Here is a 14,984-nt window from a genome sequence, read left to right as displayed (position 1 = left end):
CATGAGATTATTCTATGCGTTTTGTTTTTTACTCGTGTTTACATCATGTAAACAAAATGAGCAACACCTAACAAAAATAACAGCTAAAAATATTGTACTTGATAGTACAATTCAAAATGCTCAGCAAATTAACGATGCTGTTTCTCCTTACAAAGAGAAACTGATCAAAGAAATGCAACAGGTTCTTAGCTATACTCCTAAAGATTTGGTGAAAAATGACGGAGAAATGCAAAGTTCTTTAGGAAATATAATGGCGGATCTTAGCATAGAATTAAGCAATCCTATACATAAAGAAAAAACAGGAAAAAACATTGATTTTGCCATGTTAAACAATGGTGGAATTCGTTCTATTATTTCTGCTGGAAATATTACAAAAGAAGATGCTTTTAAATTAATGCCTTTTGAAAATGAACTTGTAGCTGTAGAGCTTTCAGGAGATAAAATGATAGCGTTAATAAAGTATTTTATTGAAAACAAAAAAGCACACCCTTTGTCAAAAAACATAGCTTTAACCATTAAAGGAAATGATTATGATCTGAAAATAAATGGTGAAACATTCGATAAAAATAAAACATACACTGTAGTTACTTCAGATTATTTGCAAAGTGGAGGAGATAAAATGACTTTCTTTAAAAACCCTAAAAGATTAACCAAATTAGGGTATAAATTAAGAACTGCAATAATTGATTATTTTAAAAAGGTAGATACTATTCATGCTACTATTGATAACCGTGTAATTATTAAATAATGAAAAGAAGAAATTTTATTAAACAAGTAGGAGGAGCTTCTGCATTAGCTATGGTTGGCGGATTAACTTTACCTTCATTTACAGAAAAAAAGCAGCGTCATATCACAATTTTACACACTAATGACACGCATAGTCATATAGAACCTTTTAAACCAAGTCATAGAAGACATGCTAATAAAGGTGGCGTAGCAAGAAGAGCAACATTAGTAGAACAAGTTCGAAAAGAAAATCCAAACACATTACTCTTAGATGCTGGAGACATTTTTCAAGGAACACCATACTTTAATTACTTTGGAGGTGAACTTGAATTCAAATTAATGAGTATGTTAAAATACGATGTGGCAACTTTAGGTAATCACGATTTTGACAATTCTATCGATGGGTTTTATAAACAATTACCTAATGCAAAATTCGATTTTGTTTGTGCTAATTATGATTTTAAAAATACCGTTTTAGATACTCATGTTAAACCTTATAAAATCATAATTAAAGACGGTATTAAGATTGGAATTTTCGGACTAGGAATTGAGTTAAATGGACTTGTTGATAAGCGTTTATACAAAGAAACATTATATCTAAATCCTACAGAAATTGCTCAAGACATTACCAATGAATTAAAAGAAAAACAAAAATGTGATTTAGTCATATGTTTATCGCATTTAGGTTATTACTATAAAAGAGAGCCTAATAAAATATCTGATTTAAACTTAGCTAAAGCTACTAAAAACATAGATTTAATTATTGGTGGACATACACATACATTTTTACCGAAACCTACAATTGTTAAGAACATTGATGATAAAAATATGCTGATAAATCAGGTTGGAGCTTATGGTATTAACGTAGGAAGAGTAGATTTTTACTTCGATGAGAATAAGAATAAAACTGCAAAAGGAACTACTATTCTGGTGTAAATCATAACACTCTTTCTTTTAACGCAACACTGTTGCTTTTAATTTGTTTTTTTCTATATTTGAAAATAATAGTTGTAAGCTATTATAAGGTCAAATCATGAAAAAGACATTATCTATATTTTTAATTGTTTTATGTATTATCTCATGTAATAGAATAAAACCAGAAACAAGAGTTATATCAAAAACAGATAAAGATTCACTTTTAGTTATTGGTATTCCTAAAGTTGGCTGCCATAATTGCCAAAAAGTTGTTGAAGGTGGTTTAGTTGATATTAAAGGTATAAAACAAACCATATTGAACTTACATACCAAGGAAGTATCAATTGTTTATAATCCTGAAATTACTAATTCTAACACGCTAGAAAACAAGGTAAAAAACTTAGCTCAAAAGATACCTTGTAAATAATTAAGATTATGAAAAAGTTTAAAATTACTTTCTTTCTAATTGGAATATTTCTTGTTTTTTCATCATTTAATCATCCATTAAAAATTACAGCTTCTCTTATTGAATATAATGCCAATGAGAAAAAAATTAGAGTTGAATGTAAAGTCTTTGTTGATGATTTTTTACAAAGTATGGGTAGACCCATGAATGTAAATCATTTGAACGAAAAAGATATAGCAGACATAGAAAAATACTTTAACGAGTATTATGTTATCACTGTAAACGATCAAAAATTTAACTTTAATTACGATAGTTCTTATTTTCAAAAAGCTCTTAACGTGTTAACTATTAAGTTCAACGAAAGTGATCTAGTAGTAAAAAAAGGTCATATTTTAAAAGTTAAAAACACATTGCTTTTTGATGTTTTCGGATTCTTACAATCTAATAGAATGGAACTACGATTTCCTCCTTTCTTTAAATCATCGTACTTCGAGAGTACTAAAGTTAAAGATTCTCTAACCTATACTTTTTAATATTTTAAATTTATCATGAATAACTTCACTACGTTCTTTGTTAGTGGTTGGCACCATATTGTAGATATAAATGCTTACGATCATCTCTTATTTGTAATGACATTATGTGCTGCATTTAAACTGAAAGAATGGAAACAAATATTAGTAATCATTACTGCTTTTACCGTTGGACATAGTATAACATTAGTAATAAGCTCTTTAGGTTACATACCAGATAATCCTAAAATTATTGATTTACTTATTCCTTTTACCATCATGATTACTGCAATAAGCAACATAAGAAATTATGGCAAAGAAGGTGTTTTTTCAAATAAAAATGTAAAATATGTTATTGCTTTAATATTTGGTTTAATTCACGGATTAGCCTTTGCGTCTAACTTTAAAGTTATGATGTTTAATGATAATATTATAAAACCTTTATTTGCATTTAACCTAGGTATCGAAGTTGGACAACTTTTCATTGTCGCTATTTTTACTTTAATGTTATTTGCTTATTCTAAAATCTTAAAAGGAGAGCATTTAAAATGGAACATTTTTGTTTCTGGAGCTGGTTTTGGAATAGCTGCAACAATTTTTATTGGAGCGCTTTCTTAAAGAAAAAGATAATTTATAGCATAAACTAAAAACAATAAAATTAACTTTTTATTGTTTTTCTTTTTTGTAAGTTTTTCCTTTACATAATTGTTTATGAATTATAATACTATGAAAAATATAGCTGTCTTACTTTTCTTTTCTACGTTCTTTTTCAGTTGTCAGAAAAAAACTTCGCCTTTTAATATTGGTGATTATGTGCAATTAAAAATTGAAAACTTTGAATACGAAGGAAAAAACCTTCAATTTGTTAGTACAGAATTAGTTAAAACTGACGACAGTATTAGTACTAAAATTAACAGAACACCTCGAAGGTATGAATATTTACTAACTAACAAAATTTCAATAGATTCTGTGTCAAAAGTACTACCAGACAGTATAAAAGCTAATGCAATTTTTTCTTCTCAATTAGAGAATAAAAAATTCAAAAGCTATTTTTATAAAACATTCTATAACAAAAACGAAAAGGAAACTTTCACTAAAAAAGAATTAATGAAAATTGCTTCTAAATTCTTCTTGTCTGAAAAAAAGGGAAATATTTATAGCACTAAAATTTGTGTTGGAATTAATGGTTTAAAAGAGATTGAATTACAACATAAAGATTTCACTTTATTAGAAGCTATAGTTTATGAAGCCATTTTCGAACGTTTAATGAACGAAAACATAAAAGAGACTCCTGAGTTTATGAATAGTTTAGAAAAGCATCGTAGCGAAGCTATAAGATCGATAAATGAAACCACCAGAGATTCTCTACTACATGTAAAAAACTTAGTATTTAGTGCTATGGAAAAAGATAAAGCACTAGAAGAACATCTTTTAAATTATATAGAAGTCAATCAACATAATTTAGCAATAGTTATTGAATAAAGCACCTATTTATACTTACAAATAGGTATTGTTATTCTATTAGATTACTGTAATCTTTATAGCTTTATTAATTAAACCTATATGCAAAGTAAATCTCAACTATTTGTTCCTTCAGATCTTACAAACAAAAAAGAGCAAATTTTAAACTACTATAAAAATCAATATTCATTTGAAGAATGTAAAGCGTTTATTTATGGTGGAATAAACATCACTGTTTTATTTAATGAAATTCTTTTTGAAATAATTGATGAAGAAAATTTAATTGTTAATGTACAATTATTAGGAAATCATCATAAGAACCTTAAAATTAACAACATTTCATTTAGACAATTAACTGTAGAATCATCAAACAACTTTTTAGAAAACCCTAAAAAAGGTTGGAAAAACTTAAGCACACAACAACGTTTAGAAATTTGTCAACAAGAACTATCGAGATGGAGTCTCATTCTTAAAGAAAACAATGTCATTTTTGGGAAAGCTGCTATAGAAAACCATGAAGAATTTAGTCATATAGAAATAATTAATAATTGTACTACCAGTGAAGGGTTTGAACTAAAATTAAAATTAAACAACGAACTATATCATGGCTCTTTTAATATGCCATGTTCTGTTTATAACAAACTTTGTGAAATTCAAGCGGGATCTCATGCTAAACAAGGTTGGTATGTAAATTGGGATAGAACAAATATGAAAATTGAAAAAGATCATGGTTTAATAGATCATACAACATATCCGCATCAAGAGAATAATCCAGCATTTTCTCAAATATACTGGGAAGCCGAAGCACATACCAGATCATCTGTAAAAATAGATTTAGATATCTATAGAACAGTTCTTAATACGATCTCTTCTGGTAACATAACTATTAACTTTGGAGAGATAAATTATAATAGGTGGGATGAAGTTTTAGGTAACGGAAACGAATACTACACAAAACCTCATGTTAGAAAATTAATAGGTGATAAAGTTACATTTCAATTTAAAGAACCTCCTGTAACTTATGAGGAATTATATAACGATTCTTATAATTTACTTCTACCTCTTTTTCTTCAAAACGGACTATATGATATTACTTCTTTAAAAGAAAAAGATCATTACTCTCAATTAGCTCATGTTAACTCTTTTCAATTATTAGAATTAGAAAACCAATTACATGAAATCGTTCTTGTTAATGTAAATGCTAATGACAGAGAATTACATAAAATTGTTCTTGGAAATATTGATATAAATTCAATTCCAGAATACCCAAATTTCCTCACAATCGATCGTTTTTGCTTTTCTCCTCGTCCAACAAAATCATATTATGATAAAAATTGGAAACCTTCTTCTATTATAAACCAAGAAAACACCATGTATTCTTTTCTTTTAACAAATGAAAATTCATTTATTCAACCTGAAGGATGGGGAATAGAACGTGCAATTCTTTCCAAGAATAATGGGAATATTGTGATCGATTTAATCAGTTACGAAAGAATACTTCCGCTTTGGCAAGGAGAACTAAATATGAATCAAGAAAATGTATAAAATTTAAAACTCATTTTTTATAATTCTTTCATACTCAAATCTTAGTCGATTATGATTAAAAATGAACCCTTTATGACTTTTTAACTCAATTAAACACGTGTTTTTTAGAACTTTAAACATCATTAATAACCAAAACACGTATGGAAACTCAAACGCAAAAAACTGTAGTAGTTCCAATTGGAACACATGAACACGCCCCTGTAGTTGCTAAATTAAAGCAAATTCTTTCTGAAGATGTAAGAATGACTGCTGCTTTAGAAGCTTCTTTACTCGTTGCTTCAACTGAAGCTAAAGAAAAGTTAAACTCAGATTTATATCATGCAATTGATAATGTTTTTCAAGGAAATGGATGGCCAACAACTGTTGAAGCTTATTTAGATTATTTAGATTTATATGTTCGTTTAGTTCCTAACGAAAGTAACGATCCAAACTATCCGAATGCTTGGAAAAGTAACGATCAAAAAAATGGATACAATCAGAAAGTATATGATTTATTATGCCAATCTTACTGGTTAATTGATCAGAAAGTTCCTGGAACAGAATTAACAATGCAAAGCTTTGAAAAATTTGCGAATTGGTTGGTAGATTTTGCACAAGCTTGGGGTAATTTCTTAGATACAGAAGCTTCTTTAACTAAAGAAAGTTTACAATCGTTTAAATACGATACCATGTATAATTTTCCATTATACGCTAAAAACGAAAAAACTTGGAAAACATTTAATGAATTCTTTTACAGAGAGTTTAATGATGCAGACCCAGAAACAGGAATAAGTCCTTTACGTCCAATTACAGCGCCTAATGATAATACTGTAATTACATCACCTGCAGACTGTACTTACAAACAATTTTATCCAATCGATAACAACGGAAATGTTTTAGATGAAAAAGGTGTTGAAACCAAAGTTTCTTTAAAAGGAACTCATACTATTGGAACTGTTGATCAACTTTTAGAATTTAGTAAATATAGTGATGATTTTTATGGAGGAACATTCGTGCATTATTTCTTAAGTCCTTTCGATTATCACCGTTTTCACACACCTGTAAGTGGAGAAATCTTAGAAATTATTCCTGTACAAGGACAAGTATTTTTAAATGTTGAATTACAAGAAAACGGACAATGGGATGCTCCAGATGGTGCCGAAGATGGTTACGAATTTAACCAAGCCAGAGGTATTGTAATTATGGATGCAGGGCCAGAAGTTGGTAAAGTAGCTATTTTACCTATTGGAATGTGCCAAGTTTCTGGTGTAGACATGTACACAGAATTACAAGGAAAAACGGTTGTTAAAGGACAAGAATTTGGAAAATTCAGATTTGGTGGTTCAGATATTATTATGTTATTCCAAAAACCACCAGCAGATATTTATATGTATAAAAACGACCCCGGACATAACCCTATCCATTTTCAATACGGACAAGCTTCTGTATTGTTTAATAAATAATACTTACGTTTTATATGAATTGAAAAGAAGGTCTAAAGACCTTCTTTTTTATTTTTTGTACTCTCAAAATCTTTTTTGATAGTGTTTTCAAGGGTTTTGTAAGTAACTAAATAAAGATTTCTACTGTCTTTTGCTAAAACAATTCAAACGATAGACATATGAAATCAGTAGTTAAAAAATGGATATTAGGTATTTTCTCAATCATCTTACTCGTCGATTTTGGTGTATACTTTCACTTTCAATCAGAAATAAATCATGTTTTAGGTGCTCACACTGAAATTATAGATACTTCACAATTCAAAACAATTTCAGGAAAATTAGCAATAACAAATGTGAATATTCTCAGTACAAATTCAGAAGTTATGATTCCTAATCAAACGGTTTTAGTAGAAGATAAAAAAATCATTGCTATTCATTCAGATAGCATTCCTGTAGCTAACGATTTTCATAAAATTGACGGACACAACAAATACTTAATTCCTGGATTAATTGATTCTCATGTGCATTTAAAGAAAAGTAAAAACGACTTACTACTTTATATCGCCAATGGGATTACTCATGTGGGAGAAATGACAGGAATGAAAGAGCATTTTGAATATCAAAAAGAAATTGATAACGGAGCTATCGGACCAAATATTTATATCGCTTCACCCAAACTTAGTAGCCAAAAAGGAATGAAAGCTAACTTTAGAAGTTGGATGGAAAGACGTCATCAAAATTATACCACTCCAAAAGCAGCAAGAAAAGCGGTTCATTATTATAAAAACAAAGGTTATAAAGCCATTAAGTTAAGCTCCGATCTTAACAAAACGAATTATTATGCAGTTATAGATGAAGCTAAAAAAATAAACATTCCTGTTATTGGACATTTACCTATTCCTATTACTCTTGAGGAACTTTATACTTCTGGTCAATCACAATTATCACATGTAGAATCTATTACCTATGCTTCTATGTTAAGCTACGGACGAATTACTTCTAAAAATGCAGATGATTTTCTTAAACATTTAGAAGGGAAAGCAGATCATATTGCTGTAAAATTACAAGAGAATAATATTACAATATCCACTACAGTTGCTACAAATAAAAGTGTGGCTAAACAAGCTTTTCATTTAGCAGATTACCTTAAAACTATTGCTTTAGAATATCAAAATCCGGGTTGGGTTGAAGGTTCATCTATTTCGAAAGGATGGCTTCCTGGAAACAATTCATATGAATACTCTAGTGATCTTACAGAAAAACAAAAAACTGAAGTTAACGCCTATCTAAAAACATTTACAAAAGCTCTAGATATCGTTACAAAAGCATTAGTACGAAATAATGTAGTAATTACAGCCGGTACAGATGCAAATGGAGCAGCTGGAGCTGTTCCTGGTTTTTCATTACACGAAGAACTGGTTACACTTAGTGAAATCGGTTTAACAAATGCAGAAATATTAAAAGCTACAACTTCCGCAACAGCAGATTGGATGAATGAAACTACTGGAAAAATTGAAGTTGATTATCGCGCAGATTTAGTACTTCTAAATAAAAATCCGCTAGAAAACATAAGAAATTCACAAAGTATAGAAGCTGTAATTACCAATGGAAAATATCTAAATCGATTGGCATTAAACAACATTTTAAAAGCTGTGAAAAACGCTAACAATAGAAGTAGAAAAATAAACATAGACAAGTATTTAAAATAGACATATGAGAACTAAAAAAATTATCAAAAGAACACTTTTAAGCATTCTTTTACTACTAATCGTATTTTTCGTTTATTTAGTAGTTCCAAGAGTTAGTAATCCAAATCCAAAATATCAAACAAGATTAACTTATGGAAAACCTCTTCCTCAAGAAATTCGAAATGTATTAACACCTAAAACAAAACCTTCAAGAACACGCTCGATAGTTATTCTGAAAAATGAAAAGATTATTTATGAATACGGTCCTACAGATAAAATCATGAATACAGCATCTATTCGAAAATCCATTTTAGGCTTATTATATGGAATTGCAGTTGACGAAGGCTTAATTAATATTCATAAAACATTAGATGAGCTTAAAATCGATGAAATTGTTCCTTTAACAAAGCAAGAAAAAACAGCTACAATACAAGATCTTTTAATGTTTAAATCTGGTATATTTTTACCTTCACAAGGAGAACACGATTCGCAAATAACAGATAGACCCAAAAGAGAAAGTCATGCTCCTGGAACTTATTTTTTCTCAAATAATTTCGATGCAAATGCTTTAGGAACCATTTTTACACAGGAAACCAAAATGTCTATCGGAAGTTTTATGGAAAAATATTTAGCAAAACCTATGGGTTTACAAGATTTTTCTGAAAACAATGTGATTGTTGGCGCTCCTTGGTTTTTACCTAAAAAACCATCAAAACATAAACAATATTATTTGTTTTTAAGCACAAGAGATTTAGCTAGAATTGGTGCAATGGTTGCTAATGAAGGTGTTTGGAACGGGAAACAAATTGTATCTAAAACATGGATTAAAAAAAGTATAACCTCACACAGTAATTTAAAGGAAAACCACATTAACTATGGCCGTTACGATGGCTTTGGTTATCAATGGTGGATTGATTCTAATACAGAAACAGTATGGTCTGACGGTTATGGAGAACGTTTCTTAATGATAAACCCAAAACAAAACTTAGTACTTACCGAACAAAATTTTACAGGTAATTCATTGTTATCAACTGGACTTTGGTTAAAAAACAGAAATATGGACTCCAGTATAAAAAACTTAATAAAAGCTCATAAAATGATTGTAAAACAATAATTACAAATAGGTTTTTTGGTGTTAACTAACTTATTTTGTAGATTTAAGCTTTAAAAATTGCACTCCTAAAACCAAACTATGAAAACTAAATATTTAGTAATTGCCTTATTAAGTTTCATTATAAATGCTTGTGATAATAATGATGTACTTATAGAACAAACTGATCGTTGTGGAGAGAGCTTAAGAACTTTTTACGGAAACGTTTATTTAAAAACGCAAAAAGAAGTAGATGACTTTGATAGTCAAAGCTATACCAGTATAATGGGAGGTGGTTTAATTATTATGGAAGATCCTGAAACAGAAGATCCTATTATCGATTTAGATAATCGATTTGAATGTCTTAGAGTTATCGAAAGAGGAGTTGATATTAAGCAAAATTTAAGTTTAAAGAGTATTAATAATTTTTTACAAAATGTAACTTCTTTAAAATATCTTTTCATACGCGAAAACCCTTCACTTGAAAAAATTATCGGTTTTAATAAACTTATTAATGTAAATGGCCTTTTAATTAATGATACTCAAATTAAAAACCTTAATTCTTGTTTTTCTAAAGTAACATCAACAGAAAGAATACAAATTAAAAATAATGAGAACTTACAAAGTTTAGAAGGTCTTAGTCAACTTAATGAAACTTCTCATATAAGAATAAGTTACAATAATTCATTAGAAAATTTAAAGGGCTTTCTTGAAAAAATTGAAACTGTAGCTACTTTAACAATTAACAATAACGATAAAATTGTAGATTTAAAAGGACTTAATAGTATTAAAAGCATTAATATTCTAGAAATATCATCTAATAAAAATTTAAAAAACTTATCTGGTTTAAGTGCTACTTCAATTAGAGAAAGGATATATGTTAACTCAAATGAAAAGTTAGAAAATATAGATGCTCTTTCTTTAAATGAAAACAATATATTACGTCAAATTCGAATCTACAAGAACACATCTTTAACAACTATTAAAGGTTTAAAATCAATCACTAAAACAAATGGTTTAAGTATAACTGAAAATCATAGTTTGATAAACCTTGATGGTTTAGATAATTTAAACCAAGTTGGTGAATATGTTCGAGAAGGCATTTATATTCAAAAAAACGATTCTTTAGAAAACATTAATGCTTTATCAAATATCGTTTCTGTTGAAAATATAGTTATTTCTCAAAATCCTAAATTGAATAATTTTTGTAGTATTCAGAATCTTATTTCCACAAATTCATTTTCATTTTTTGAAATATATAGAAATGCACATAATCCTTCTTTAGCTGATTTCAATAACGGTCGCTGTAGTTTATAAAACAAGACCATTTAATGCACTAAAAAACACCCAAACAATTTATTAGTTCCTCTTTATTATTTTCACTGAAAACAGGGGGAAACACTTCGGTTAAAAAAAACATATTTGCTTCTTAAAAATGTGATGAAAGAATGATAGCACAAGCAAATATTTTAAATACAGATTATAACAGAGATTGGATACATTTTATACAATGGTATCAAAATCTATTATTTAGTATCCAAGAAGATACTGTTTTAGATATTTGGGATGCTAATTTCAAAAAAATAACCTCAATACAACTAGGAAGAAGATTTTACGAACCTAGTTTTCAATTTGTAGATCAAAAGTTATTATTAAAAGACAATTTTGGAAATAAATTAGTAATTATAGATTTTGAGAACATTGAAAATCCAACTGTAGTACTACAAAAAACAGAAAATGGATTTATAAAAGGAGCTTGTATTGCTCGAAATAAATTATACATCCAAATATCAGAGAATCATAAAGACAAAACTCATTTCAATTTTCAAGTCTCAAATATTCCAACTTTAGAAAATCCAAATCCAGAAATTAACTATGTAATTCCTGTAACCGAAGACGATGTTTACAATAGTGCATTCTATACTCAGGTTGTAAAAGACACCATATACTGGATGAATCAAAATTCAATTTTTGTTATGGACATTACAAATCCGGATGATCCACAAAAAATAGCAGCTAAAAAGATTGTAGATAATGGTATTGGATATCCTGTATTACTTACTGATAACCGAATGCTAGTTTTAGAAATTGGAGGCGATGCTTGGATTGCTGTAAATCATTTTGACATTTCTAATAACAATATCAAAAAAATATCAAAAGGAATATTGAAAAACCACTGTATTAGAGGTTGGGAATTAATAGATCAAACACTTTACATTATTCATTTAGATTTCAAAAGAATCAATAAAGAAAGAAAATACAAAACGTATATCAGTAGTATTGATGTAAGCGGAAATCCAACCATAAATTACACCAAAGAATTACCAATTATAGAAGTATATGGTGAAGATAGTTCAACTATTTATGGTTGCTATCGTACTGGTGAGAGTTTAATTCTAATTCAAGGTAATGGAGAAATCCATGAAGTTTCAATAAAAAAAATTAACAACAGCTAATAATTAAGACTATGAATACAAATGAATTAATAGATAGATCTTTATTTTATTCCCTTAGAAAACAATGGAACAAAGCTTTAGATTTTGCAGAACAAGCATTAGCTAAAGATCCAGAAAGTTTCTTGGCACATAAAAGATTGAGCTTATGTCTTTGGTATACTGATAAAAAAGAAGAAGCTATAGCTAGTATGCACAAATCGCTAGAGTTTTATCCGGAATTTTCCAGCGCACATTATAATCTCGCTTGTTTTTATGCACAGCAAGAAGACAAGGAAAAAATGTTACATCATTTGAATCAAGCCATCGCTTTAGAAGAGTATACAGATTATCGTCAAATGGCTAAAGATGATGGAGATTTTCGTGGATATAGAAAAGATGATGATTTTTTAGCTATTGTAAATGCAGATAACGAGAAAAAAGATCTTATCATTGCTACTTTATCTGGAGAAGACTACGAAACTATTTCCCATCTATTACTAAAAATAGAACGTGAAATTCCTGTATCAATAATTGAATGGGAAGATTATTATGGCGATGATGAGACAACACTTCCTTATTTATTAGCATCCAAATGGGATAAAATTAGCGAAGAGGCTTTGTATCATGTATTTAAAATAGTCTCTCAAAATCTAGACGCTGAAGATTTTACTGGACTTGTACCATTATGTCACGCCATAAAAAATAGAATTCCTGCCAACTACAATAACTTTATTATTGAAGCATGGAAAAAAAAGTATAGCTACATGGATGCGAAGCATCTAAGTCGTTTAGATAGAAATTTTTTAACCTTAATTGCTGAGCTTCCTGTAGAAATCTTTGCAGATGTTTTAATATGGGCATTGGATTCTCACGGAAAAGATGCTTTAGAAGATTATGAAGAACTTTGTGGCATCGCACTACAAGATTTACCTGAAAATCACGAGGCTCACGATGCTCTAATCAATAGTATTGATACTCTCATGCATGACAATCAATATCAAGATGAAAACATCAGTGATAAAAAACAACGACTTGTTTTAAGCATGGCTCCTCCTCCATTAAAATACCCTGAAGGTATCGAGAATTTAAGAGATAAATTACAATTTCGATTTAAACAAGACCATCCATATCACATTATTAACGGAGCAGCTGGATTAGCAAGACACTACGATTTTATTCATTTAGTAAAACCTAGATTACCAGAAATAGCTAATCTTGCTAACCTAAATATACTGTCTCCTGAATTAAGGTTAGAGGCTATTTCCGAAGTTTTAGCCAAAATAGGAAGCAAAGAAGAGATTGCTTTATTGTCTCCTTGTTTACAAGATAAATCGTATCAACTTTTAAAAACTGTTGGTCAACTTTTTTATGAACATGAAATCGTAGCAGAAGAAGCTTCTGAAGCAGTCGATTATTTGATTGCAAGTACTCAAATTGAAGATATAGATGCCTACGAACTTCATGATGTTATTGTTGCTTTGCGTTGGTTTAAAGACGAACGTATTACAGATATACTTTTAAACTTTTTAGATTACGAAAGAGAGCTTGTAGCAAGAGAAGCTTTAAAAGGTTTAGGAACACAAAAAGCAGAAAAGGCTATTCCTAAAATTATCAATCAGTTTAAAAGTGGGTATCCGCAGTGCGTTTCTGCTGCTGCACAAGCATTGAATAACATAGGAGGAATTGCACATTTAGAATTAGAAAAAAGAAGCAATTTTGATATAGTTATGGCTAGAGCACAAAAAAACCCGCGTTGGGCAACTAGAGCTCTCTCCTACTTCCGTGTAGATGGAATGGATATTGATTTGGTAGCGCTTCTAAAAACAAACAAAGAAAATGAAGCTTACGCACACATTACCCAAGCGATTGCTAAACGAGGAACCCAAACTATATTTCCAGATTTACTTGCTATTGGTTTAGATACGTTTAATTCTAGAAACATTGGAGGAAGAAATTTCGTTTTAATGTTTAATACTATCATCAGAAATACAACGGATAACCCTAATGAAGAAATCATAAATCAATGTAAAGAAGTACTTGTAAATACAGATACAGAAGATATTACAGCATTCATAAACATTCTTGAAAGAGATGGAGATTATGCTCGTTTAAAATATCCTAGTGAAGAGGAACAAACTATTATTGATGCCTTTGTAAAACAATATGCTGAGACTTTAGAAAATAGTGATTTAATCAACGTTTTATTTACCGCTAAATATTATTCTTAATGAACTATTACGTACTATTCGCCGATTTAAGGGTTAAAGGATTAGCTACGGTTACTACTGTACCCAACAATGTAGATCTATTAAACACTATGTCTGGATTAGAACAGGCGGATTATAGAGATAAATTACTGAGACTTACTTTAAGTACTGGGAGTGGCAGTTTTCGTGGTCACTTGATGGGAGGAATATTACCATTATTTCATACCGATTTATTAAACGCTCTAAAAGAGTTTGGAGTGAATAATTATCAGTCTCAACCCACAGAAATGTTAGATCCAGCAACAAATGTAATAGAATACGGCTATCATTTAACAAATATTATTGGATTAAAAGCTTGTGTTGAGGGGTATGATTGGAGTGCAAAACCATGGGATAGACCTGCAAGAATTGAATATTTCCAAATTGACTCAACTAAAACAGATAATCTAGCTATATTCAGATTGAAAGAACAACCTAATTTGATCATTATCAATCAAAAATTAAGAGATTTTCTAATTGAAAAAGAAATGGTTGCAATAAGAATGATTCCTACTGAAGAATTTAATTCCTTAATGTAAAAA

14 protein-coding genes are annotated in these 14,984 nt (G+C 29.4%); all 14 read left to right on the top strand.

Features of this window, described 5'->3' with window-relative positions; translation table 11 throughout:
- Position 1: 1 nt before the first annotated feature.
- The 14 genes from Q1A46_RS07060 to Q1A46_RS06995 all read left to right on the top strand — a co-directional run bounded on the left by Q1A46_RS07060 (position 2) and on the right by Q1A46_RS06995 (position 14,981).
- On the top strand, positions 2 to 748 hold the full coding sequence (locus tag Q1A46_RS07060) for a 5'-nucleotidase C-terminal domain-containing protein (protein WP_299675873.1): 747 nt from the start codon (positions 2 to 4) through the stop codon (positions 746 to 748).
- Positions 748 to 1,662: a bifunctional UDP-sugar hydrolase/5'-nucleotidase gene (locus Q1A46_RS07055; RefSeq protein WP_299675870.1), complete on the top strand. Its 915-nt coding sequence runs from the start codon at positions 748 to 750 to the stop codon at positions 1,660 to 1,662. The genes Q1A46_RS07060 and Q1A46_RS07055 overlap by 1 nt, the downstream gene beginning before the upstream one ends.
- A 97-nt stretch (positions 1,663 to 1,759) precedes the next feature.
- Positions 1,760 to 2,068, top strand: a complete 309-nt coding sequence (locus Q1A46_RS07050; RefSeq protein WP_299675866.1) for a heavy-metal-associated domain-containing protein — start codon at positions 1,760 to 1,762, stop codon at positions 2,066 to 2,068.
- Positions 2,069 to 2,076: 8 nt separating this feature from the next.
- A complete protein-coding gene (locus Q1A46_RS07045) occupies positions 2,077 to 2,580 on the top strand; it encodes a DUF6702 family protein (protein ID WP_299675863.1) in 504 nt (167 codons plus the stop codon).
- Positions 2,581 to 2,595: 15 nt separating this feature from the next.
- A complete protein-coding gene (locus Q1A46_RS07040; RefSeq protein WP_299675860.1) occupies positions 2,596 to 3,174 on the top strand; it encodes a HupE/UreJ family protein in 579 nt (192 codons plus the stop codon).
- A 108-nt stretch (positions 3,175 to 3,282) separates the two neighbouring features.
- Entirely contained in the window at positions 3,283 to 4,038 is a 756-nt protein-coding gene (locus tag Q1A46_RS07035) for a hypothetical protein (protein ID WP_299675857.1), read from the top strand.
- 81 nt (positions 4,039 to 4,119) lie between these two features.
- Positions 4,120 to 5,562 carry a hypothetical protein gene (locus tag Q1A46_RS07030; RefSeq protein WP_299675854.1) on the top strand — a complete coding sequence of 481 codons (1,443 nt, stop codon included), beginning with the start codon at positions 4,120 to 4,122 and terminating at the stop codon, positions 5,560 to 5,562.
- A gap of 140 nt (positions 5,563 to 5,702) precedes the next feature.
- Positions 5,703 to 7,004: a phosphatidylserine decarboxylase gene (locus Q1A46_RS07025; RefSeq protein ID WP_095068762.1), complete on the top strand. Its 1,302-nt coding sequence runs from the start codon at positions 5,703 to 5,705 to the stop codon at positions 7,002 to 7,004.
- A 158-nt stretch (positions 7,005 to 7,162) separates the two neighbouring features.
- A complete protein-coding gene (locus Q1A46_RS07020; protein ID WP_299675848.1) occupies positions 7,163 to 8,692 on the top strand; it encodes an amidohydrolase family protein in 1,530 nt (509 codons plus the stop codon).
- A gap of 4 nt (positions 8,693 to 8,696) precedes the next feature.
- Entirely contained in the window at positions 8,697 to 9,785 is a 1,089-nt protein-coding gene (locus Q1A46_RS07015; RefSeq protein ID WP_299675845.1) for a serine hydrolase, read from the top strand.
- Positions 9,786 to 9,863: 78 nt separating this feature from the next.
- On the top strand, positions 9,864 to 11,078 hold the full coding sequence (locus tag Q1A46_RS07010; protein ID WP_299675842.1) for a hypothetical protein: 1,215 nt from the start codon (positions 9,864 to 9,866) through the stop codon (positions 11,076 to 11,078).
- A 131-nt stretch (positions 11,079 to 11,209) separates the two neighbouring features.
- Positions 11,210 to 12,217: a hypothetical protein gene (locus Q1A46_RS07005; protein WP_299675839.1), complete on the top strand. Its 1,008-nt coding sequence runs from the start codon at positions 11,210 to 11,212 to the stop codon at positions 12,215 to 12,217.
- 11 nt (positions 12,218 to 12,228) lie between these two features.
- Positions 12,229 to 14,424: a hypothetical protein gene (locus Q1A46_RS07000; RefSeq protein WP_299675836.1), complete on the top strand. Its 2,196-nt coding sequence runs from the start codon at positions 12,229 to 12,231 to the stop codon at positions 14,422 to 14,424.
- Positions 14,424 to 14,981, top strand: a complete 558-nt coding sequence (locus Q1A46_RS06995) for a hypothetical protein (protein ID WP_299675833.1) — start codon at positions 14,424 to 14,426, stop codon at positions 14,979 to 14,981. Before Q1A46_RS07000 ends, Q1A46_RS06995 begins: the two co-directional genes overlap by 1 nt.
- Positions 14,982 to 14,984 lie beyond the last annotated feature (3 nt).

The sequence above is a fragment of the uncultured Tenacibaculum sp. genome (genome assembly GCF_947502995.1).
Taxonomy (GTDB): domain Bacteria; phylum Bacteroidota; class Bacteroidia; order Flavobacteriales; family Flavobacteriaceae; genus Polaribacter.
This window is presented reverse-complemented; position numbering and strand designations above follow the sequence as displayed.